This is a genomic window from Vagococcus fluvialis (assembly GCF_048815235.1).
Lineage (GTDB): Bacteria > Bacillota > Bacilli > Lactobacillales > Vagococcaceae > Vagococcus.
Genome location: NZ_JBMEAO010000004.1, coordinates 101832 through 126063, shown reverse-complemented (window position 1 = coordinate 126063; position 24232 = coordinate 101832). Strand labels below are relative to the sequence as shown.

Genomic DNA, 24232 nt, shown 5'->3' with positions numbered 1-24232 from the left:
AATTTTATCATAACTTTTTATCAAATAAAATTATTTTTTTATTTAATGAGATATCTTTTATTATTTACAACTTCCTCAGAACCCTTTACCTCTCTATTTTAAGTCTATTTAATACGATAATTTTATCACTTACATTTATTTATTTATGACAATCTATGTCTATTCAACAGACATTCTAAACGATGTTCATTTAACAAGCTTTTAATAAAAAAACAAAAAAAGATACTCTGACAAGTTCGTTAACTTATCAAAGCATCTTTTTCTACATTATTTTTCATATCAACTTTATCAATTGTTTTACCTAACACAAAATTTTCAGTAGTTTGATGAATAATTTTCCCCTCAACTACTTTATATAAATTATAACTAAAACGTTGATCAAATCTTACTAAACCATCTCCTTCATCTTCTCCTACAAAGGACATTCCCCCAACAGTATAATATTGAATACCGTTAATATCACCTGTAAAGGTATGATGAGTATGACCATTTAGTAAGCAGGTTACTGGGTATTGACTGATTAAATCTATTAATTGATTCGACTGAGGTAAAGCTGGTGTACTACATTGATTTTCAAACAAATGATGATGAGTCATTAAATAAATCTCTTTATCCTGAAATGTATTTAGCTGTTCTTCCAACCATTTGAATTGTGATTCTAACATATCCCCATCATTTGCTTCATAAATTGCACTATCAAATGAAATTAAATAAAAGTCCTCAAATTCAGTTACAGCATTATAGTAATCTTCATTACCTTCACTCTCATTAAGCCAACCTAAACGAAAGTTTGTTTTAATATCGTGATTACCTAATGTGATAACTATTGGTATTTCAGGCATTTCAGCTTCAAGCCATTTTTTTAGATGGGCGTAATCTTCTGGAGTGCCGTCTTCAGTTAAATCCCCACTGATTAATAACAAATCTATATCTGCCATTGATTTAGCATGATCTAAAGCTGTTTTCAAATGTATTAACGGATTATCCATTTTCGATATCATTCCTTTATAACCCGTTACAAAGGTCTCATATTGTAATCGAAAATGAATATCTGATATATGTAATATATTCATACTATCGTAATTTCTTTCTTAAGATTCCCGTAATATAGTCTAGAATAAATACCATTAAGACAACTCCTAATAAAATGATACTCACTTTACTCCAATTACGAGTTTGAATCGCAAAAATAAGTGGTGCGCCAATTCCACCTGCACCAACTAATCCTAATGTTGCGGCACTTCTAACAGCAATTTCAAAATGATTCAATGATAAAGAACTGTAGATTGGCATAAGTGACGGTACTCTAACAAAAAATAAAGTTTGCCAGAAGTTAGCACCAACTGCCTCTGCTTCTTCTATTAATTTTTCATCCATTGCTTCTAGTTCTTCTGTATATAATTTACCCAACATTCCTATATGATGGACACCTATTGCCATAACCCCTGCAAAAGGTCCTGGTCCAACAACTTTAACAAAGATAATAGCAAACACTAATTCTGGAAAAGCTCGTAATACATTACAAATTATCTTTCCTATCTTGGCAACAATAGGTGCTTTTTTCCATAGGTTAGAAGCACTAAGCAATGTAAAAGGAATAGCGAAAAGTGTTCCGATGAAAGTACCCAAAAAGGCTATGCCAATCGTTAAAATAAGCAAACTAATTAAGTCTTCCCCACTTCCATCATAAACAAAGGTCCAATCAGGATGACTTAATCCTTTTAAAACATCGAGTCCCATTTTAGGTGAAAAAGTACTTAGTCCTGAATAATCTATACTGACGGCTGAATAAATTAGTAGTATTAAGAGAATCAAAAGAAAGATTATCGTTTTTCGACTCATTTCTTTAATCATCATACAAATGACCTCCTAATTCTTTCACTCATTTTATCAACAATAAAGACAGTAACTAAAATAGTTAAAATAATAATCGAGACTCGTTCATACTTCATTAATGCTAATGATGAATTTAAAATAACCCCAATACCACCTGCACCAACATAGCCCAATACAGTAGAGGCGCGAACATTTACTTCAAAAGCATAAAACGAATAACTTACAAATTGACTAAAGATTTGCGGAGCGATTGCCCAAACAGCCATTTGCGTTCTTGTTGCTCCCACGGCTAATTGTGCTTCTATTGGTTCAAAATCAATTGTTTCAATCGCTTGAAACATCAACTGAGATACCATTCCAAAAGTAAATATTGCAATGGTAATAACACCTGTTGCTTCCCCAATACCAAAAACAGCAACTAATAAGGCAGCTAGTAGCAAAGTTGGTATCGTTCTAATAACACCTAATAAAAATCTAAAGAAAACTGAAATAATTTTATTACCTGTAACAATAGGTGTTGCTAAAAAACTAACTGGTACAGCAAGAAGGACACCAAGAAATGTTCCTAATAGAGACATTTGTAGGGTTTTTATTAAAGGAGATACTAACTTAGGAAAGTAACTAAAATCTGGATGCATTAGCCTTGATAAAAAAGCCCACATTTGGTCAGAGTTTGTAATGACTTTCGTAAAATCAGCATCTGTTATTCTCATACTAAATAAAAGAAATAAACCTAACACAATAATTGTCATCGCTTTTTTGTACCAAGCAAAATGGACAGTATCTTTAATCTTCACTGGCTATCACTTGCCTTTCATCAAAGATACTTTGACCATAAATTTTTTCTAAACGCTCATCTGTCAGTTCATCTGGATTGCCATCAAATACAACTTCCCCTGCTTTTAGAGCAATAATTCGGCTTGAATATTCTCTTGCTAAGGGAATTGAGTGTAAGTTAACCAAAATCGTTTTGTTCATCTCTTGATTAATATGATGTAAATCATCCATCACTTTTTTGGTTGTAATGGGATCTAATGATGCAACTGGCTCATCTGCTAGTATAACTGGTGCTTGTTGAACTAAGGCTCTAGCAATTAGAACCCTTTGTTGCTGACCACCACTTAATTCATCACTTCTAGTATGTAGCTTATCTGAAAGTCCCACACTCTCTAAAGCTTCTATCGTTCTCTCATAGTCTTCTTTGGTAAATAAACCAAAAATACTTTTTAATGTTCCGTAATAACCTAATCTACCTGACAAAATATTTTTTTGAACGGTACTTCTTTTCACCAAATTAAAGTGTTGAGATATTAAGCCTATCTCTCTTCTAATAAGGCGTAACTCTTTCTTATTAGCTTTTGTCACTGAACGTTTATTAACTGTGATCTCACCTGAAGTGATTTCTTCCAACCCATTGACTGTTCTAAGAAGAGTACTTTTTCCTGCACCACTTAAACCAATTACTGAAACAAACTCACCTTCATTAATTGATAAGTTAATATTTTGGAGCCCCTTCACACCATTTGGATACGTTTTTGACACATTATCAAAAATAATCACGCCTTATTCCACCTCATTCTTTCATGTAAAGAGCCTAGAATAATCCCCACTATCCAAGGCTCTACTTTTATTTATCTTATTCTGCTGCTTTTTCTGTATACTGACGAACTGTATCATAAGCTGAGTCTGCTGCTTCTTGATAACCTAAGTGGCTCCACATGCTCATAGCTTCTGCCCCTTTTTCATCATCTTTCATATTTAAGAAGGCTTCTTTAACTTGTTTTTTTAATTCATCATCCATTGACGGTTGCACTGCAATAGCATCATTTGGAATATCACCTTCTGTTAAGTATAAAACACGTAATTCTTTAAATAAATCTTTGTCTGAAAAAGCTGAACCAAATACGTTTCTCGCTCCTTCAAATACAAAAGCTGCGTCCACTTGGCCATTTAAAACAGCTGTCATTTCACTTGGAATATCGTTAACAGTTGTTAGAGTTGAATCTGTTGTTGGATCAATCCCTGCGTCTTTCATCTCTGCAACTGGATAAATATAACCACTAGCTGAATTAGGACTTAAAGTAGCAATTTTTTTACCTTTTAAATCTTTTAATTCTTTGATGTCACTATCTGCCTTAACTAATACTTCACCTTTGAAAGTGTTTGATAATTTTCCTTCAATCGGTAAACCTGTTTCTAAATCCATATCCCCAATTTGAGAAGTTAAAATTGCCTCAGCTGCTCCCATATCTTTTGCTTGAACATAAGCTGCTGGTGGCATAATCCCAATATCAACTTGTCCTGAAGACATTGCTTCAACAATCGTTGAATAATCTGTTGCTAAAGTAACTGAAACTTCTTTATCTAGAGCTTTTGATAAATATTCAGCAAAAGGTTTTGTTTTTGCCTCCATTGAACCATCATTGTTCGTTGGAACAAATTGAACGACTAATTTTTCTTTTTCACCTTTAGTAGCTTCCTTCTTGTCTGCTTTTGTTCCACAACTTGCTAATGTTGCAATTGCTAAAACACTTAATAAACCTGTTGCTAATTTCTTAAAACTCATTTTTCTCCTCCTATATGGAAATATCTTTGTCTTACATTAACAGAATACCAAGTTTTTTCTTTTTTTGAAGTGACACACGTCACATTTAACTTGATTTTACATTCATTTTACATATAAATCACTAAAAACGTTCGTATTGTACCATATTCCTATATAAGATATAATATAATAAAACATCGAAGTTAATTAAGGAGCTTAGAAAACAACATGAAAAAAATTTCAGATGGTTCAAGCTTAAACAAATATATCCAAACATTTAACCTACAGTCCTATCTCTCTCATGACCTTCCAACTATTTCGACTTTAGTTTCATTTGAAAAAGACGAACATCTCATCACAATCGATACACCTTCTGATTATCTATATTTCTTAGTAAAAGGAACTGTCAGAGTTTATTCCTATTCTTCTGACACCCAAAATATTGTGATCAGTAGAAGTCAACCTGTCGCCATTCTTGGAGAAGCTTCATCTCTTTGGAATATGCCTCCAAAAGGAAATGTAAAAGCAGAAACATCGTGTATTTGTGTCGGTATTAGTCTCAAAAAATATCGTGAACTTTTACAAAATGATGTGTTGTTCTTACAAAATATTTGCCAAATCCTAAGTTACCGTTTAAACAACGGGATTACCTTGGCCACTTCTTTAACAGAACCTGTAGAAACCCGTTTAGCACGTTTTATATTAGATAACTCCATTAATAATAGATTTTCTTTCCAATTAACAACTTGTGCAGCCATTCTTAATGTCAGCTATCGCCATCTATTAAGAACGATTAATAGTTTCAAAAAAGATGGCCTCCTTGAAAAAGAAAAATCTTATTATATTGTTCAAGATAAACAGCAATTAGAAATAATTGCAGAGAATTTAAGTTAAAAAAATAGAGGCTGACCCAAATGTCAGCCTCTTGTTTAATTATACGAATCATTTTTAATAGTCAGGGGATAAAAAGTCTGCTCCTACGACAACTTCACAAAAAGTGAGCAATCAAAAATCACGATTGTTCACTTTTTGCTCCAGTTGCTCAGAGCAAAACGACTTTTGACCCACCCTGTTTTTAATGTTCGTTTGGATCATCAATAGCATCTTGATGAGTTGGGTGAACTGTTCCTGGTACGTGATCTGGTCCAGCATAAAGTGTATAAAGTTTTAATGGTGTGTCACCGATATTTTCTACATTATGCCACATATCCGCAGGTACAAAAATAGCATCATCATCAGATACTTCTTTGACAAAAGTCAAGTTATCTTCTGCATCTCCCATTTTACATAACCCTTTACCTTCTTCAATTCTTAAAAATTGGTCGATTCCTTCATGAACTTCTAGACCAATATCGTCTCCTGGTTGAATAGACATTAATGTCATTTGCATTTTACTACCTGTCCATACTGTTGTGCGGTAATTATCATTCGCTAAAGTCCACTCTTCAATATTTTCTACCACTGGTGTTTTTCCTCTATCTGTAAAATCAAAATTCATTGTTCATTCCTCCATTTTCTCTTTGATAATTAAACTATAACACTTTATATTTTATATTAATAATAATAACTATTAAATAAGAATGATTATCATTAACAAGTGAAAAAGAAGGAATGACCTTAATCATTCCTTCTCTTCCATATAGTAGAAAATTTAAAAATATCTATATTACTTCAACTTCTTCATCCAACTCTGCCCAGTGATTGGTCGGTCCATGACCATGACCTACAAATAATTCTTCCTTTATCGCTCCTTGAATAAATTGTTTACCAATAATGATAGCTTCTTTAACCTCTACTCCTTTTGCTAGTTCTGCTGCAATACAAGAAGAAAATGTATCTCCTGTTCCATGGGTTTTTATCGTATTTAATCTAGGACTACTTAACCAAAAATCTTCTCCAGATTCAAGTAAAACATAATCACGAGCTAGTTCACTCTCTGAATGCCCGCCTTTTACAATCACGTGGTTTACTCCTAGCTTTTGTAAATCAACAGCCGCTCGCTTCATTTCTTCTTCTGTTTTAACTTGATAGCCGACTAAAACCTCTGTTTCAGGTAAGTTTGGAGTTACAATAAAAGCTAATGGAAGCAATTCATTTTTTATAGTTTCAATTGCATCTTCATTTAGTAAAGCGTGTCCTCCTTTTGCAATCATCACAGGATCAACGACTAAAGGACCAAAATTCACTTTTTTTAAATTTTCAACAACACATTTAACATGTTCGTTATCAGCTAACATACCAGTTTTAGCAGCTTTGATATCAAAATCAGCTGCTAAGGAATTAAATTGGTCTGTTACAAATTCAACAGGAATGGGAAAAGCATTTTGTACACCTAATGTATTTTGCGCTGTTAAAGCTACGACAATACTCATACCAAAAGCTTTTCTGTTTTGAAAGGTCTTTAAATCAGCTTGGATACCTGCTCCACCACCTGGGTCACTTCCAGCTATTGTCACAACTTGTGGCGTGCTATTAGTCTTCATCAACATTTGCTCCTTTAACCTCATCTATTAATTCTTTTAATTTTGAAACTTTAAGAGGAACGTTTTCTGCCTTCATAATATCACTTACAATTGAAACCCCAGCAATGGGTGTCCCTTCAAATGAAAGAATATTTTCTTCTTTAATCCCACCTATTGCTACAGTTGGAAGTTTACTCTCATTGATTATTTGAGTTAAAGTTTCCATTGATGTTAAATGGGTTTGAACTTTTGTTGTTGTTGGATAGATAGCTCCCACACCTAAATAATCGGCACCATCAAATTTAGCTTCAATTCCTTTAGCTACTGTTTTTGCTGATACTCCTAGTATTTTATCTGGACCAATTAATTCTCGTGTTTTCCAAATCGGTAACTCATCGTCCCCAATATGAACACCATCTGCATCAATGGCTAAACAAATATCAACTCGGTCATTAATTAATAAAGGAATTCCATAACGATCTGTAATCTCTTTTACTTTCACAGCTAGTTCATAAAAATCACGAGTAGATGCTTCTTTTTCTCTTAATTGAAGCATGGTGATTCCACCTTCACAGGCTTCTAAGATAGTCTCTAAAAACTTGTCATCACTCATTCCATCACGATTAGTGACCAAATATAATGTTAATGCTTCCTCAATCATAACCATTCTCCTTTGATTTCTTTCCACCAAGTATTGTCTGTATAGACTAAAGAAAGATGATTCATTAGTTCATTTCTAAAATTAGACATGGGTGCTGGCGTTCCTACTTGTTCAAAAGCTTTTTCTCCACAAATATTAAAGTAACTAACTGCCATCACTAAACTCGTTCCAACTGTTTCACCTTGTGCTAACAAAGATGTAATTAGTGCCCCTACCATATCCCCTGTTCCTGTAATTTTATCCAGTTCAGCTACACCATTTGCTAGAAAATAAGTAGCTTCTTTCGTCACAATCACATCTGTTGCTCCTGTTGCTAAAAAGGCTGTATTAGGGTATCTATCGGTATATTCACGAAGCTTATTAGCTAAACCCTCTAAAGATTCTTTTGTTTGATCTGAAGCATGTCCATCTACTCCACGTCCTTCAGAAGTTAAGTCACATAATTTTTTCATCTCGGATGTATTGCCTTTAACAACTTGTGGCTTATTTTCCATTAATCTTAAAGCCAATTTTTTTCTTAAACTTGAAGCTGAAACGCCCACAACATCAATAACTGTTGGCGTATTAAAGGTAACTGAGTAGTCACTTGCCTTCATTAAGCTTCTCTCTCTTTCAGGATTTAAATGACCTAAATTTAAAAGTAACCCATTTGTTTGTTGGAATAACTCATCAAACTCTCTTGGTTCATCTGCCATAATCGGCTTGCTATTAACATACAATAAGGCGTTAGCCATACTTTCACAGGTGATTTCATTTGTCATACAATGAATTAAAGGTGATTCTTGAAAAAATTTAGCTGTTCTTTCTTTTAGAAATAAGGGTTCCATCTATCATTTCTCCTCTAAAATAAGCTTGTAATTGTTTAAATTTAGGTACTTCTTTTAATTTCTGATACACTAAAAAACCAATTAAAGATCCTGAAATTGCTCCTCCAAAAAAGCGTGGTGTGTAAATGAACCAATACATTTCTTGAGCACTTCCTGTAAACCAAACCATTACTGGATAAGAAAGTAGCGAACCAATAAAGCCTGTCCCAATAATTTCTCCAATCATTGCCCCATAAATACTTTTACTATATTTATAACCAAGGCCTGCTAAAAAGGCTCCAAACACAGCACCAGTTAATGCAAGTGGAGGTACTCCAAGAAGCAGCATACGTAACAAACCGCAAATTAACGCCATTGCAGTTCCATACCAAGGTCCCATTAAAGCGACTCCAATGACATTCATCACACTCGACATCGGGGCCATCCCCTCTATTCGAAACAAAGGAGATAGTACGACATCTAAAGCAACCATAAAAGATAAAATAATTAACTTTTGAAGTCTAGTATTTACTTGTAGCATTCGTATCACCCTTTGGCCACGTTTGTAATGTATACGACATTTCCCAGAATAGATATTCCATTCTAGAACTAATGACAAAAGCATCAATCATTTGTTGTTGCTCAATTTCATCAGCTGTATCATATAAACGATTGATTAAATCACATTGGTAAGCAACTTCTTGAGCAGCTTCTTCTCCTGCATAAGTTTCAATCCAGCGCTGGTAAAGTGAAGTTGGCGAACCTGTTTTTATTAGTTCAACACCTATTTCCTGATATAGCCAAGCACAAGGTAAAAGACCTGCTACGGCACTTTTTAACGAGCCATCTAATAATTGGCGGTACATATGAGATACATAATTATAAGCAGTTGGAGCGATTGGCGTATTATTAATTTCTTCATCTGTGATATTTAACTCTTTAAAAAAGCCCTCACGTATCGAAATTTCTCCCTCTGCTAAATGCATCGCTCCATCTAACAACATTTTTTTAACTTCTTTATCTTCTATTTTTTCTGCTATTAACAAATGGATGTTACTAAAATGCTCTAAATAATAGCGATCTTGAATCAAGTAATATCGAAACTCTTCGGCTCCTAAAGTCCCTTCTTGTAATTCTTTAATAAAAGGATGAGTAAAACTGCCTTCCCAGTGGGGTGTCGTTAATTCTCTAGCTTTTTTTGTAAACATTTAATTTCCTCCTAAAGTGTGATAAATAATAAACTATTTCCTATTAGTAAAATGCCTATTGATAAAGCAATATAAGTAGTCGGTGTGACAAAAGATAAAGATAGAACTCTTTGACCTTGATCATCAAACCCTCTTGAGATCATGGCTTCTGTATAATCGTCTCGCCAGTTATAGGCAATAAAAATTGTTTTTAAATAGAGAAAGGGTGAAAATACAGTTAATCTTTTTCCACGTAACAAACTAGCATTTCTAAGTCCTATTACTTCATTTTTGATAGTTGGAATAGAGTGCACAACGACTAAAATGCCATAAACAAAACTCTTAGAAAATCCTTTTTGCTCCATCATTAAAAGAAGTTCCTCAATATCAATCCCAAAAGCAAACATCATTCCTAAAGATGCAAAGGCAAAGGTTCGACTAAATAAAACCCACGCGTCGTGTAAACTTGCCCCGTGAACGGCAACTGACCAATAAGTTGAAAGAGCCGGTATAATCGGAATAATAAAAACACCGATTAAGCCAATATAGCTTTTTTTATAAATCAGATAAATAATACTCAGCACTACAACAAATAAATTAAGAGGAATTGATTTGATAAATGATAGTTCTAAAGTAAAAACCATTAAAAGAATAGCTAGATTAAGCGTATTGGTTTTGACTACATTCAATTATTTCCCCTCCTTGATGTATTTGTTCTCCCACAAAACTCAACGTCTTGTGGCTTAAATTAACATGGTAATCACTGTTTCCTGATAAAGGAGCTAACCTATGAGAAACGATAATAAAACTTTGCTTATCTGATTTTTCAATCATCCAATCCATAAACAACTGACAGGCCACTTCATCAAGCCCTGTAAAAGGTTCATCTAATAGTAACAACTCTCTATCTAAGCTCAACATACTTACTAGTTGAATCATCTTTTTTTGCCCTTCACTTAAATGAAATAAGCTACCATCTAATTTGTCAGCAAGTCCTAATCTACCCAACACTTCCTTTTGCTTTTTCTTCTGTTCCTCAGATAAAGTTGTGTTAAAACTTAATTCTTCTCTGGGTGTTAGTTGGACAAACTGATGAGACGCATCTTGAACAGTTAAAGTTAATTGTTGGTACAAAGCTTTATTTCGTTTTATTTTTTTCCCGTTTAGATACAACTTACCTTTGTGTTTTTTCTGTTGAACAATCGCACTTAACAAAGTTGATTTTCCAACACCATTATCTCCAGTCAAAGTTGTAATCCCTTGGTTAAATAGGTAATCTGTTGGTTCCAGTAAAATACGTTTTCCATGTCCATACGACACTTGATTTAATTGTAATAACGGACTAGAAATCTCAGTTTTTTTCGAAAGAATTGGAACTAGTTGGCTATCTAAAATACTTAAATTTTCTTGAAATAAACCATTTTTACCAAGTGTTACCACCTGGTCAACTAATCCTTGATATCCTGACAAATCGTGATCACAAAGAATAATCGTTTTTCCTAAGTCTCTTAGTTCTGCTAGTAAGGCAATCAATTCATGTCTAGATTTAATATCAATACTCGCAAAAGGTTCATCTAATAAGAGAATAGGTGCATTCATTGCTAACAAGACTGTAAGGGAGGCTCTTTGTTTTTCTCCTCCTGACAAACTAATTAAATCTTGATCTAAGAAATGAGTTGTTTTCGTTAACGCCACAGCCTGATACATTCGCGTTTGAATTTCCTCGTAAGAGTAAGATAAATTTTCCAAAGCAAAAGTTATTTCTCTTCTTAACGTTCGCATTGTAAATTGTTGATTGGGATTTTGAAATACCATTCCGATTTGAGAAGCTTTTTCATGAATCGTTTTATTTCGCATCTTCTCTCCACTTAGAAGAACTTCTCCTGAATAATCTAAGTCAGCAAATCCTGCTATAATTCTTAAAAGGGTTGATTTTCCACAACCACTGTCCCCCCTTAAAATATTAAAAGTTCCTGGATGGAAACCGTAATTTAATTGTTTAAAAATGAATTGCTCTTTTCTTTTAAAAGAAAGATTGTCTAACAAGATATTCATCATTATCTCGCTCCTGCTAATTGCTGAACTCGGTTATAACTCTTCATAATTAACTGCACCATAACAACTCCAAAAAACATAACGGAAAGTAATCTCACAACAAAAAGAGCGGCAATCATACTAATGCTATAAGTACTATATCCCATTCTAAAAAACTCATAACCAAAACTTAAAACTGTCGTACCAATCGCTCCATAAACAAGTGGCAACGTATCAAAGCGTTTATAGCCAGTTGCCATAAAACCAAGCTCTGTTCCTAACCCTTGAATAAATCCTGATAATAAAACGGCTGGTCCAAAGTAAGACCCATATAACATCTCAGCCAAAGCTGCTAAAACTTCTCCTAATAATGAACTCCCTTTTTTAGGAATTAACACACCAGCCATTGGTGCAGCCATTGTCCACATCCCAAATAGTATTGTGTTAGCAAATGGTGCTAATCCCATTGGTGTTAAAGCTGCTGAAAGAATGGCATATAAAAAGCCTGCTCCCATAAAAATACCACCAAATAAAAATGCTAAAAATGCTAACAAAACAACATCCTGTACTGTCCATTTTGAACTCACAAAAAAACCTCCTTTTATTTCCTAATAAGTCAGAAACAAAAGAAGGTTTTACTTAAGCAAATTTTCCCCTAATCTTTTTATTCAAATAAAAAACCCCACCAAAAAAAATTGGTAGGGTGTTATGACAGAATAAATTACATAGGTTAAACAAATTACTTTTGTTCAACGTTCATTGAATACATTTCTCTTCGCCAGTACTAACTGGAGCAGATTCAATGGGTATTATCTCAGCTTTTACGCACCCCAAATGTTTCTTCTATTAAGTTATGGATTGAGTATAACACGCTTTCATTTAGGAAACTAGATGAAAACTAATCTAATGATAGACATTTAAGACAGAAACCCTCTAGAAGCTTAATCTCATCATCTTCTGTTTGTGTTTTTTTACTAAATAACGATTGTTTATTATCATTAAAACTCTCTCATAGTGAATTATTTTAGTCTAGTATTGCTAGACAGCCTAAAATACTTTGATATTTTATATCAGCCAAAGCTCCTCTAGAAGATAAAATAACAGGAACCTGAGCTCCCATCACAATTCCAATGCCTATTCCATTACCAAAAATGCCTAAACCTTTAGACAATAAATTTCCTGCTAGTAAATTAGGCATTAATAAAATATCCGCATCTCCTTGAATATTCCCTTTAAAATGCTTACGTTCTGATCTACCTGTATCCATTGCAATATCAAATGAAATAGGCCCTTCTATGATACAATCTTTAATCAGTCCTTGCTGATTCATTTCTTTTAGTTGGTTTGCTTCAACTGTTTCTAACATTTTAGGATTCACTTTTTCAATAGCACAAACTGCCGCTACTTTAGGCATGTCGTAGTTCAAAGCTTTTAATACTTTCACCGCATTAGCTAAAATGACTTGTTTTTCTTCAAAAGTCGGTGCAATATTAATCGCTACATCTGTTAATACAACTAGTTTAGGATATTTTTCTAGTTCCATAATATTAACATGAGAAACCACAGAATCCACTGCAATTCCCGTGTCTTTATTAACAACTGCTCGAATGATTTCAGCCGTATCTAAATGCCCCTTCATTAAACAATCTACTTTATTTTCCTTAACAAGTTCAACAGCCCTTTTAGCGGCTTCGTTATTATCTGGTAAATGAATGATTTCATAGTCTTTAGGGCTCTCATTTTGATAGCCTAATAGATGTTCAATTTCCTCTTCTTTACCAATCAAAATAGGACTAATCAAACCTTCTCTTTTAGCTTTGACTACTGCTTTTATCGTTTCTGGATCATGAGCTGCCGCCACTGCTAAACGCTTACATTTTTTATTTTTAGCTAACTCAAAAACTTCTTCTAAACTTCTTAACATCCAAATACTCTCCCTTATATCATCACTATTAAAAAAGACTTGAAATACTTTCTCTCAAGTCTTTTTAACTTTATTTTCTCTTACGTTTACTACTTTTTTGATGGCTTTCTTTTTTTGAACTGGGTGTTCTTTTTGTAGATTCTTTTACTTTTTTAACGTTAGACCTATTTGATTGTTTCTTGTTGCCCTTAGTATTATGATGTCTTTTTTTAGATGCTTTCGTATTCTTTTCTTTGCGCTTCTTATAAGCATAAACACCTAAACCAACTCCAATTAAAACAGCAAGGAATATAGCTAAGTTTCTCCAAAAATTAGATTTCGCTTTTGCTTTTTCTTTGATTTTCATTTCCGGTTTAAAAGGTGTGACACGTTCTCCTCGAACTAAGATACGATGTGTATTAACCATATAAGGTGTACACGTTAGTAAGGTGACATAGTCGCCTCCTGGAATTATTTGTAATTCAGAAAAATCATCTGGGTCAATAACCTTAATTTGGTCAACTTTATAGGCAAGGGTTTCATCCGCCACATTGATGAAAAAACTATCTCCTTCTTCTAATTGAGGTAAATCTGTAAACAGTTTGGCTGTTGGAAGTCCTCTATGGCTGGTCATAACAGAGTGGGTATTCTCGCCACCAAAAGGCATGGAGGTTTCTTTCATAACACCAACTCCGTTACTAATTTGCTCATTATTAGTCCCGTAATACACTGGTAACTCTAATTTAATTTTAGGAATTTCAAGTACCGCAATCACATCACCTAGTTTTTCTTTATGAGCAAAACTAATTCCCTGTTCTTCTAACCTCTTCTCTGCCTCAACAGAAAAATTGTCTGGTGTTAATTTAGCTTGATCTTCTTCTAACTGGGCATTATGTTCTTCTAATTCCTTTTTGATTTGCTCCAAACTTTTAGCATCTTGATTCGTGACTGTTTCTCGGTAGTTTTTAGCCACACTTTCTAAGGTCCAAGAATGATACATTTGTGCAATGAATGGATAAATAAAAACTAAGACTCCAACGATATAAAATAACCAAACAAGCAACATCAAGTGCTTACGGTTCAGCTTCGTTTTTTTGCTTTTTCTTTTCTTCTTCACAAGTTATTGCCTCCCTTATTGATTATTTTTTTCGTCTTTTCTTAGTTTTTTTATTTCTCTTACTTTTTCGTTTCTTTAGCCAAATAATAATCCCTATTACCAGAATAACAATCAATACTCCGATTAACAACTTCTTATAATGATCTTTATTCCCTTGTTTAATCGCTTTTTGTTCATCTTCAACTCGATATTCTGTTGCTTCTCCGCGAACTAGAAGGCGATGAGTATTAATCATATATGGGGTGCAGGTAAGTAAAGTGACATAATCTTTTCCAGGAACAATTTTTAATTTCTCTATTTCTTCTGGCTTGATAACCGTAATATCATTTACTTTGTATGCAAGTTTCTCCCCTAAAGTCTCAATAAAAAAATAATCTCCTATTTCTAATTTAGGTAAATCTGTAAAAAGTTTAGCACTAGGTAAACCTCTGTGAGCAGTAACAATAGAGTGAGTACTTTCCCCTCCACCAGGTAAAGAAGTTCCTTTAATTAAACCTGCTCCATTCTTTAATTGAGCTTCATTAGTCCCATGATAAATCGGTAACTTCACTTGTATTTTTGGGATAGATACAACACCAAGTGTATTTCCTAACTGTTTTGAATCCACTCCTTCTAATAATGACAATGGATTGGTGTCAAAATCGGGCATATCAAAACTTTGGGCAAAAGTATCAGATAACTCTTCATTATAAAGTTTAGTGACCTCTTTCTCCTTCTCTATTTCCTTTGGATCTTTGGTACCTTCTTGACTATAATAAGCTTTAGTTATGTCATTTTGAATATTTTTATAATACAAATTAGAAAAAACTGGATAAAGAGCAATCAAAGCTCCTATCAAATACAAACAATAAACGAAGATATCCTTTTTCTGAAATCTTTTTTTGGGAAGTGACTTAGAGTGTCTGCTTTTTTTACTTCTTTTCTTAGTTTTTTTTGCGATTGGTCTCACCACCTAATAAATCATTAAACAGAAAAATCGGTAGATTAATCTCTACCGATTTTTCTAAGTTAATCTGACTACATTCTAACATTGATCACTTTTAATGAGCAGTTTTTCCTCTTCGTTTAATCACAAATCCGATACCAACAAGAGCAATCCCTGCTACTAAGAAGATAATTGTACCGATACCACCTGTTAATGGAATCTTAGGCATTTTCGCGTTGGGTACAGCTACTACGTTGTTATCTGGGTCTTTTAATTCACCATTATAATCTGGAATACCGTAAATCGGTTGTGAATTTTTATCAAGTCCAGGTACTGTAAAGGCAAATGGATGATTGTAAGGATCCGTTTCAGGTGTTGGGTTGTCATCTGGCTCGTCATATTTAACGTTTTCAATTGGAGCGTATCCTTCTGGTGCACGAACCTCGATTAATTCGTAGTTATTTGTCTTGTCACCTAGGTAATCAATAGAATTTTTCGGGTCAGCCATCTCTGGGAATTGTTTAGCACTTGCATCTGATTCTTTGTAGAATTTCCAAGCACCATCACCTTTAGCATCTCCTGGATGTTTTCCTAATATTCCCTTAATTTCACTATCAATATCTTTTGGTTCTGTATCGGCAGTTCTAGGTTCAGCTAAAACATACTTATAATCTCCGACAACTTCAACTTCTGTTCCTTTGTCATTTTTCACAATTTTCATTTCAGAGAAGATATACATCTTACGGAAATGTACTTCACTTGTATAAGCTAAACCTTCTACATGAAATTGCCCTTTCGCGTCGGAATTAATTGTCCAGCCATTTGTGTATGCTGCGTTGTAGTCAGTAGTCCAACCAGAAACAGTTTTACCATCTTTAATAATTCCGTAAAGTTGTGTTCCTGCCGGATGAGTTACCATTACATCTTTTTCATTAAATGCTGTAATTGGTTTTGTCGATGTGTTACGAACTAAGAACTCAGCACCTTCAAGTTTTAAACCATTATTTAATTTGTCTCGTTTTTCAAAATAGCGTTGTCCTAAAACAGTATTAACTGATTCAGATGGTTTTGGTGCTGTTGGAATTTTTGGATCTTCTGGAACTTCTGGAGTTGGAGGTTTTGTTCCGTATCCCCATTTGTTGACAAAGTCTAATTGAGCATCATTATAAAGAGCTCCATCCTGACCTAATTTTTCATTTGTTAAACCAGAGAAGTATAGCTCAATACGGCTACCGTCACCTTCTTTAATTCCTGTTAATAAAGCAATACCAGCTGGAGTAAATGTCCAAGTAATTGTTCCACCACCTGTTTTGGCTGGTGTATCCACATTGTAATGTACTCCTGGTTCCATAACTACTTTGTCACCAGTACCTGTTCCGCGGAAGAAAATAACACTTTCAGTTCCTTTAGGTCCATCTGTATGGCCTAATTGATAAAAGTTTAATTCTTCTGCTAGCTCATCTTTTACTTCTAATTCTTGATACTCATTCATGTTAAATGCAAGTGGTGAAATTTTTAAGGTATATTTCACTTCTTCACCTACAGTATGAGTTGGTTTGTCTACCTCTTTACCAATATTTGGTTCTGTTTGATGATAGTTTTTCATAAATAAATTAACATCATAAATGTAGTTATTTACTTCTTTACCTGGTGCATCTTTTTCAGGATTAGTAACTGGTACGTTAACAATTACTGGACGAGATGGTTGTTGAACAATTGGGTTACCATCTTTATCAGAGTTAGGTGTTTTAGTTTCAACTACTAAATACATGTTATCAGCTAAGTCAAATGTGTTAATCGGAATCTTATCAAACTTAACTTGACCATTAGCTTCAGTTAAACCTTTAAATTTAGCTGTCTTACCCTCAATAAATTTACCTACTTTAAAAATATCTAGAGGTTTTGGATCATTAGCATCATAACCACCGTCTTCAGGTTTTGTAGATCCATCTTGAGAACCATCAATCATTAATGATTCTACTTCCGCAGTTGTTAAACGACCATAAACTGAGAATTCAGCTCCTGGTAATGGCTTCATTCCACCATTTTGGGTATTCGGATCTGATGTTCCTGGAAGTCCAGTTCCAGAAGTTCCATCTCCTTGAAAATCTCCTTCTAATACATTAGGATTTAAAAACTTATGAATCGTTAAACTACCTTCCTTTTCAATATTCATAATTCTTGCCTCAGCTTTAATCGGTACCCCTAACAGGCCAACAAATGAAGCGACTGATAATACAGCAACTAAAAACAAATGAGTTAATCTATTATTTCCTTTTTCCATGTCTTTTCTCTCCTTTTTTAATGGTAATAAACAACAGTGAACCAATTAATATAAATAATAAACTTGATAGGGTATATAAGGTGACGCCGATTCCACCTGTCATCGGCATCTTAGGCATGGCTGTATTTTTTACTTTCATAGCCATATTGAGATTAGTTCCATCCCATGTATAATCTTTGTTACTGCCTTCCTCTAAAACAGTTATTTTACCTGTTTCATCTTTTTTAGAGACTTTCATTTGATTATTTAAATCTAGTTTAATGAGATATTCATCTGTCCTTGCACCATAACCTTCTGGTGCTTTACTTTCTACGACTACATACTCACGTCCAATAACTAAATCATCAATTTCAAAAACACCATTAGTCTCTTTAATGACTCGTTTATCATTAGGTTTATCTTTTTCATAAACCGTAAATTCAGCACCTTTTAACTGGTTACCATTGACACTATCAATTTTTTGTAGAGTTGCTTTGTACCTGATTAACTTGTTTTCTAAAGTTAAATTATCTACAACTTGATTAGTCCCTTTATTCGTATTGGTTCGTAACTCATCAATTGGAATCGCAACTGAAAAATCGCTACCAGGTTTACCATCTTTTTCTTTTCCAGTTGCAGGATATTGTGGATCTACTAATCCTCGACCTGGTGGAACTTCACTTTCTCTAAATCTAAAGTATTGATAGTTACTATCCACCATGCCCTGAATAAAGTCAGGATGGGTCGTACTATCTATGTGAATCATTCCATTTTTATCTGTTACAAAAGTTTCACCAGAATAACGCTCCCAATCACCATTATTTCTTCCTTGAATAACAAATTTAATGCCTTCAGAGGAAGTCGGAGTATTTTGCCCCGTATTAAATTCAATTGATTTTTTGAAGTTTAATTGGTGGTTTAGCTTCTTATTTTGCATTTTTATGGTAACTGGATCTTCATCCTCATTCGTAACTATGCCATTAATTGAATACTCTTCTAGATGAAATTCTTCTGAGTAAGCTTCATTTGACCCCGAATTAGGTAATTCATAACCATATGGCGCTTTAGTCTCCATAAATCGGTAATACTTATCAGCATCTAAATCTTTAAAATCATCTTCCTCTAATAAAATCTCACCATTTTCATCTACCTGATAAACTTTGTTATTAGCTTGCTTCCATGTTGACCCATTTTTTACTTGAAGTATAAACTCAGCTCGTTTAGCACTATCAGGCTGTTTTATAGGAGTTCCTTTTTTACCTTCTTTAATAAAGAGTAATCTTCTATCCGGGACGCGAGTATTTTCGACTTCAACTAGCTTTGTTCGACCTTCCTTAATATCTTCTCTAGAAATTTCAAACTCAAACTCATTATCTTCAGGCATTCCATAACCTTCTGGAGGGTTAGTCTCTACAAACTTATACTCGCCCACTTTTAAATTACTAATAATAATTTCTCCATCATCATCAGTTATTAAATTAATATTCTCAAGATCCCATCCATTTTTAGTCCGTTGATACAAATCAAATTCTGCATTTTCCAAGAAATCTCCCGAGTCAGAGTCAGTTTTTATTAATTTGACTCGTCCAGTACCACCACCAGCAGTCCCTCCTCCTGTTGTCCATTTAACAGAAGATTTTAATGTATATTTTATTTCTTCGCCATTATTTTTTCCCTTAATAGTTACAGTTGCTTTATTGTCTAAATCCTGTTCTACTAATGGATTTAGTGGCATTGCGTAATATTCAATAGTATATTCATTAAATTCTTCACCTGGTGGATTTTCATCAGCTAATCTTTTTATAGGATCCTTTAAATTAACAACCATTCTTGTATCATTATCAAATAACTCTGCCTCTTCATCGTAAACATGTCCATATCCCCAACTACTGGCTGGCCAGTACATAAAATGATAAGCAAAATCTTCAGACCATCCATAAGCTTCTTGACCTGAAACAATACGCTGATTTCTGGGTTCATCTTCTAAGGTAATCGACTCTATATCATCAAAACTGTCAAATACTTTAACATAGTCTCCTTGAGCATTAACATTCCCAAAAATAGCTTTATATCCTAATGTCACTCGCCACTCTACATATCTAATACCATCCTCGCCATTAATAATTTTCCCTGTTTTTTGAAGTTTTGTTTGACTACCATAACCGCTACCATCTCCTCCAGTACCACCTTCCTCTGGCTCAGGAAATATAACTTCTAAATCATGGTCTGGAAATTCAATGACACCTTCTCCGCCTTCGATAATATATGTTTCATTTAAGTGAGTAACAAACTCGAATTCACCACCAATAGCTGAATTTCTTTCTACATAATCTGTCAGCTCAAATTCTAGACGATATCCTTTTTTACTATCACCTCTAACGTAGGCTGTTCCTACAACTTCTCCATTTGGAGACTCTACGTTAAAATCAAATATATCATCTAAAAGAAGTTCAGGAGGAATAGTGAATACTAAAACATCTCCTTCACGAAATTCACCATCTGGTAATTCCCATTCATAAAACAGACGATACTCTGTATTAAATTCAACTTCATCACCATCGTAGATTGGTGTCCCATTTTCAGTAGTAAACGTAGAATTAGTTACATATTGATTCCCATCAACTGACTTTCTTTCACCTGCTCTAGGAGTAACTACAACAGGATTACTCCTACTTACTTTTCCTTTAGAAGTTCTTTTCTTACTAATAGGTGCTACTCTTTTTTTAAATAAATCTTTACCTGCTATGTCTAAAATACTTTGAGGTATTTTTTTCCACTCACCTGGTAGCCTATTTTTTTTCGTTTTTAACGGCTTAGACAATTCAGGTAGACTAGGTACAATTGATTTATCTAAAGGAGGGGCAATTTCAAATGTTGTCTGATTATGACTCTCATCTTTCATTTCTAATTTAGTTTCATTATTGCTCGTTTCAGCTGAAACATTCACTAGATTAAATTCAAAAACTATATTGAACAACATAAGTCCTATTATAAGAAGTGGAGAGTATTTTCTTAATTTCTTCATCTCACTCCCCCCTTTCCATTATCCTTGTTGTTTTTAACACGATAATAAAAAGTTAGTCCTATTATTGACAATCCTACAACTAACATAACTACAGTTGCTACTTCACCTGTTTTTGGTAATCTTCCTGTTCCTGTTTTCTTACCAGTTTTCGGTAGTCTCATATCTTTTCGATTAGTAATAATCTTTGGTGAAGTTGCTTTTGTGTTTAATCCTTCTGTTTGAAACATTAATGGTTTCTTAAAGGGAGTAGTAACACCACTATTTACTTCAAATAAATTTTGATTAGATACTTTACCAAAGTCCTGTTTTTTATTTAGTTCTTTAGCAATTTTCTCTTCATCCTCTAATCCGATATAGTCTTTAGGTGCTTGAACTTCGATTAATGAATACTGATTGGTTGTATCAGTTATAAAATCTACCGATTCTTCTAAAGACAGCGGATAAATGTCAGGATCTATTTCAGATTCTTTATGGAACAACCACTTACCTTTGCCGTTAGCATCTCCTGGATGGCTTGCTAATAAATTACTTACCTCAGCTACTATACTTTCTTTTGTGGTTGTACTTGTTCGTTTGTTAGCTAAAGCTGTTTCGTAGTGACTAATGTAAGTAACATTTCGACCATTTACTTGTTTGACATCTAAGACAGCAAATTGATACATATTTCGATAATTAATTTTTTTAGTTGCTGCTAAACCTGAAACATCAAACTTACCTGATGTATCAGACGTTAAGAGCCAGTTATTACTGATTGCTTCTTGCCAGTTTGGTGTCCATCCAGTAATTTTCGATTGTTCGATAATAGCGTATAAGACAGTTCCTTTGGCGTAAGTTACTGGTGCTTTATTACCAGGTTGGCTAAAAGCTGTTATTGGTTCTTCAATCTCATTTTTGACTAAAAACTTAGCCCCTTGTAGACCTTTAGATTGTTCTAATTCATCTCTTTTTTCAAATTTTGCCTCATCATTAATCGTATTAACGACTTCTGATGGCTTTTCAACTACCTTCCCGTTTTTATCTTGATAAGTTAGCTTGGCTTTATTTGAAATTAATTTTTGAGAATTTGCGTTCTCATTGAATTTAGCTGAAAATGTAAAGGATAGATAACTTGCATCCCCTGCCTCAACTCCAGCCATTTTCTCTAATCCTTTATTGGTTATCAGCCAGCGAACTTCACCACCAGCACCAGTTGGACTTTGAACGGTATAATCAACGTTTTCACTTAGAATAGTATCTTTTTTCGAAGTGCCATTATGGAAAATAACACTTTTTCCCGGTTCAACAGGGCCATTCATTTTTTCAGCACCAACACCACTACCTGGAAAACCTAATTGAACAAAATTCAATCCTTGATCAAGTTGATCCACAACTTGAAGTTCTTTCATCTGACTCATTTGGCTTCCTAAATTATCAACTTGTAATTGATATCTAATTAATTCACCAGATGAGTGACTACTTTTATCAATTGTTTTTGTTAATTTAGGTTCAATTGAGCTAGTTGGCTTCATAAATATGTCTACATCATAAATATATTTCAGTTCATTTCTTCCCTCGATTGGATTAGTTATCGGGACATTAACTATTAATGGTATCGAAATGTCACTTGAACTATTCACTGGTCCTTCTGATTCAACAATTAAGTACAAGTTATTAGCTAGATTTTCCGTATCTATGGAAATTCCTTGCCACATAACTGCACCATCTTCATTAGTAACACCACTAAAAGCTGGCTCTCTACCTTTAATGAAATCGTTCACCTTATTTGTATTAGCTTGATACAAATCCTTACCAAACATCTGTCCTGTAGTCAGATGTTTTAATTCTTCTTGAGTTAGTTTGCCGTAAATTGAAAAATGCGCCCCTTCTACGGGGTTACTGATACTTTCTTTCTGTTCATCATTGTCTACGAAATCACTATTGTCTGAATCTCCACTCGAATTTAGTGATTTATGAATAGTAATAGACCCTTTTTTTTCAACATTTATATTACTTGCATTAACATCATTAGAAGAAAATGATATCAAGATTAAACTAATAGAAAGATAAAACAAGATTAAATAACGATTTTCCACTTTCATTATTATCATCACACCCTTCTCAACATAGAGATTTTTATTGTTTATTAAAAATAATATAAATCACTTTCTAGATAGTTTATAACTAAATGATACTATAAAGGTAATATAAAATACATTCGTTTTACATTAAAACACAAAATGTTGTTTTAACGTTAAGTAAATGAACTTTAGTGACTTTATTAATTAACTCAATCCTATATTTCATTTAATAAACTCCTATATTTAAAGGACTTTTTGTTAAAAAACACACAATTAATGAGGTTCTTATTCACTAACCTAAATTAAAATTAATTAAATATCTCGTTCGTTAAACATACTTAATTATTCTTAATATAACTAAATCTGTAACTTATTCTAATCTCATGAATCCCCTTTCTTTTATCATTTCTTTATGTTATATTCTGCGTTATAATTTTAATAAAGGAGGTTTTAATATGGTCAAAAGTCTTACATTTGGTTTTGATTCATTTGGTAATAGTGATGTGTTAAAAGAAGCTACAATTGAAGTAGATTTAACTGAAGAAAAAGATGTCTTAATTAAAACAGAACACATTAGTGTGAACCCAGCAGAAATTTCTATGAGGAAAGGATTGTTTTCTAAGAAAAAAGCTCCTACTAATTTTCGTATTTTAGGAAATGAAATTCAAGGCACAGTCGTCAAAACAAACGAGAATGTGACAAATTTAAAAATCGGAGATAATATTTTAGCTTATATTCCTAATGGTGGTGACTCTGAGTATGCCGCTATTAATCATAGGAAAGCTTTTAAAGTTCCTTCTAATATGTCTAATGAAGTAGCAGCCGGTTTCCCAATGATTGCAACGACTGCTTACTGGTGTTTAGATGATTATTTTTTTAAATCTAACAAGATGACTAAATTAGCTATTGTTGGCGCGTCTGGAAGTGTTGGCAGTATGATTGTGCAATTAGCTAAACAAAGAGGGATAACCGTTTTAGCTGCTGCTAGTCAAAAAAATAAAGACTATTTAGTCTCACTAGGGGCAGATTATACGCTTGATTATCGTAATTCTGAAGAAGTTGATAGGTTCAAAGGATGGGCTGATTACGTCATTAACGCTTCTTTGTTTAACGCTGGAGAGGAACTTGCTTTATCACTATTGAATAAAAAAGGAACTTATCTTGGGTTAAATGCTCTGCCTAATTTAGAAAATCGACCGGATGTTACTGCCTTTTTTATGAAAAAAACAGCTGAAATGAAAGACGAAGATGCTTTAAAAAATCTTTTAGAAATGTATCAAGAAACTAAATTTGAACTGAGAATCGGGCATGTTCTTCCCTTCTCTTTAGGGAGTTTGAAAGAAGCACATACTTTGATTGAATCAGGTAAAAATAACGGTAAAGTCATCCTTAAACGATAAATAAGACATGT

The 24232-nt window shown here is 33.6% G+C and carries 22 protein-coding genes and 1 riboswitch; of the genes, 2 read left to right on the top strand and 20 right to left on the bottom strand.

Annotated features, from left to right (window positions below; all coding sequences use genetic code 11):
* Window positions 1-239: 239 nt before the first annotated feature.
* The 5 genes from ACODH8_RS04125 to ACODH8_RS04105 form a co-directional block, all read right to left on the bottom strand.
* Window positions 240-1073: a metallophosphoesterase family protein gene (locus ACODH8_RS04125; protein ID WP_332466950.1), complete on the bottom strand. Its 834-nt coding sequence runs from the start codon at window positions 1071-1073 to the stop codon at window positions 240-242.
* A 1-nt stretch (window position 1074) separates the two neighbouring features.
* Entirely contained in the window at window positions 1075-1857 is a 783-nt protein-coding gene (gene phnE / locus ACODH8_RS04120; RefSeq protein ID WP_332466949.1) for a phosphonate ABC transporter, permease protein PhnE, read from the bottom strand.
* Window positions 1854-2633 (bottom strand): phosphonate ABC transporter, permease protein PhnE, encoded by a 780-nt coding sequence (gene phnE, locus ACODH8_RS04115; protein ID WP_332466948.1) that lies wholly within the window; start codon window positions 2631-2633, stop codon window positions 1854-1856. The genes phnE (ACODH8_RS04120) and phnE (ACODH8_RS04115) overlap by 4 nt, the downstream gene beginning before the upstream one ends.
* On the bottom strand, window positions 2623-3396 hold the full coding sequence (gene phnC / locus ACODH8_RS04110; protein WP_332466947.1) for a phosphonate ABC transporter ATP-binding protein: 774 nt from the start codon (window positions 3394-3396) through the stop codon (window positions 2623-2625). The genes phnE (ACODH8_RS04115) and phnC overlap by 11 nt, the downstream gene beginning before the upstream one ends.
* 76 nt (window positions 3397-3472) lie before the next feature.
* A complete protein-coding gene (locus ACODH8_RS04105; protein WP_332466946.1) occupies window positions 3473-4402 on the bottom strand; it encodes a phosphate/phosphite/phosphonate ABC transporter substrate-binding protein in 930 nt (309 codons plus the stop codon).
* A 207-nt stretch (window positions 4403-4609) separates the two neighbouring features.
* Here ACODH8_RS04105 and ACODH8_RS04100 point away from each other — a divergent pair, with 207 nt between their 5' ends.
* Complete coding sequence (locus tag ACODH8_RS04100) at window positions 4610-5275, top strand: cyclic nucleotide-binding domain-containing protein (RefSeq protein ID WP_332466945.1); 666 nt, start codon at window positions 4610-4612, stop codon at window positions 5273-5275.
* A gap of 181 nt (window positions 5276-5456) precedes the next feature.
* On the opposite strand, the gene ACODH8_RS04095 is transcribed toward ACODH8_RS04100, so the two are convergent.
* From ACODH8_RS04095 to ACODH8_RS04025, 15 genes are all read right to left on the bottom strand, one after another.
* On the bottom strand, window positions 5457-5879 hold the full coding sequence (locus ACODH8_RS04095) for a cupin domain-containing protein (protein WP_332466944.1): 423 nt from the start codon (window positions 5877-5879) through the stop codon (window positions 5457-5459).
* A 163-nt stretch (window positions 5880-6042) separates the two neighbouring features.
* Window positions 6043-6867 carry a bifunctional hydroxymethylpyrimidine kinase/phosphomethylpyrimidine kinase gene (gene thiD, locus ACODH8_RS04090; protein ID WP_332466943.1) on the bottom strand — a complete coding sequence of 275 codons (825 nt, stop codon included), beginning with the start codon at window positions 6865-6867 and terminating at the stop codon, window positions 6043-6045.
* On the bottom strand, window positions 6854-7501 hold the full coding sequence (thiE, locus tag ACODH8_RS04085; protein WP_332466971.1) for a thiamine phosphate synthase: 648 nt from the start codon (window positions 7499-7501) through the stop codon (window positions 6854-6856). The genes thiD and thiE overlap by 14 nt, the downstream gene beginning before the upstream one ends.
* On the bottom strand, window positions 7501-8331 hold the full coding sequence (locus tag ACODH8_RS04080) for a hydroxyethylthiazole kinase (protein WP_332466942.1): 831 nt from the start codon (window positions 8329-8331) through the stop codon (window positions 7501-7503). Before ACODH8_RS04080 ends, thiE begins: the two co-directional genes overlap by 1 nt.
* Window positions 8297-8851, bottom strand: coding sequence for an energy coupling factor transporter S component ThiW (gene thiW, locus ACODH8_RS04075; RefSeq protein WP_332466941.1), 555 nt, complete (start codon window positions 8849-8851; stop codon window positions 8297-8299). The genes ACODH8_RS04080 and thiW overlap by 35 nt, the downstream gene beginning before the upstream one ends.
* The gene (gene tenA / locus ACODH8_RS04070; protein ID WP_332466940.1) at window positions 8832-9518 is read right to left on the bottom strand and encodes a thiaminase II; all 687 of its coding nucleotides are present in this window, start codon (window positions 9516-9518) and stop codon (window positions 8832-8834) included. Before tenA ends, thiW begins: the two co-directional genes overlap by 20 nt.
* Window positions 9519-9529: 11 nt before the next feature.
* A complete protein-coding gene (locus tag ACODH8_RS04065; protein WP_332466939.1) occupies window positions 9530-10186 on the bottom strand; it encodes an energy-coupling factor transporter transmembrane component T in 657 nt (218 codons plus the stop codon).
* A complete protein-coding gene (locus ACODH8_RS04060; protein WP_332466938.1) occupies window positions 10158-11552 on the bottom strand; it encodes an ABC transporter ATP-binding protein in 1395 nt (464 codons plus the stop codon). The genes ACODH8_RS04065 and ACODH8_RS04060 overlap by 29 nt, the downstream gene beginning before the upstream one ends.
* A 2-nt stretch (window positions 11553-11554) precedes the next feature.
* Entirely contained in the window at window positions 11555-12118 is a 564-nt protein-coding gene (locus ACODH8_RS04055; protein ID WP_332466937.1) for an ECF transporter S component, read from the bottom strand.
* A 166-nt stretch (window positions 12119-12284) separates the two neighbouring features.
* A riboswitch (TPP riboswitch) is annotated at window positions 12285-12374 on the bottom strand.
* A 181-nt stretch (window positions 12375-12555) separates the two neighbouring features.
* Entirely contained in the window at window positions 12556-13455 is a 900-nt protein-coding gene (locus ACODH8_RS04050; RefSeq protein WP_332466936.1) for a phosphate acyltransferase, read from the bottom strand.
* Window positions 13456-13525: 70 nt separating this feature from the next.
* Window positions 13526-14551, bottom strand: a complete 1026-nt coding sequence (locus ACODH8_RS04045) for a class C sortase (protein WP_332466935.1) — start codon at window positions 14549-14551, stop codon at window positions 13526-13528.
* Window positions 14552-14573: 22 nt separating this feature from the next.
* Window positions 14574-15395 (bottom strand): class C sortase, encoded by an 822-nt coding sequence (locus ACODH8_RS04040; protein WP_332466934.1) that lies wholly within the window; start codon window positions 15393-15395, stop codon window positions 14574-14576.
* Between the two features lie 196 nt (window positions 15396-15591).
* Entirely contained in the window at window positions 15592-17760 is a 2169-nt protein-coding gene (locus ACODH8_RS04035; protein WP_420517553.1) for a SpaH/EbpB family LPXTG-anchored major pilin, read from the bottom strand.
* A complete protein-coding gene (locus ACODH8_RS04030; protein ID WP_332466932.1) occupies window positions 17744-20764 on the bottom strand; it encodes a SpaA isopeptide-forming pilin-related protein in 3021 nt (1006 codons plus the stop codon). Before ACODH8_RS04030 ends, ACODH8_RS04035 begins: the two co-directional genes overlap by 17 nt.
* On the bottom strand, window positions 20761-22851 hold the full coding sequence (locus ACODH8_RS04025; protein WP_420517552.1) for a SpaH/EbpB family LPXTG-anchored major pilin: 2091 nt from the start codon (window positions 22849-22851) through the stop codon (window positions 20761-20763). Before ACODH8_RS04025 ends, ACODH8_RS04030 begins: the two co-directional genes overlap by 4 nt.
* A gap of 425 nt (window positions 22852-23276) precedes the next feature.
* On the opposite strand from ACODH8_RS04025, the gene ACODH8_RS04020 reads away from it, so the two are divergent.
* Complete coding sequence (locus ACODH8_RS04020; RefSeq protein ID WP_420504067.1) at window positions 23277-24221, top strand: NADP-dependent oxidoreductase; 945 nt, start codon at window positions 23277-23279, stop codon at window positions 24219-24221.
* Window positions 24222-24232: the final 11 nt, after the last annotated feature.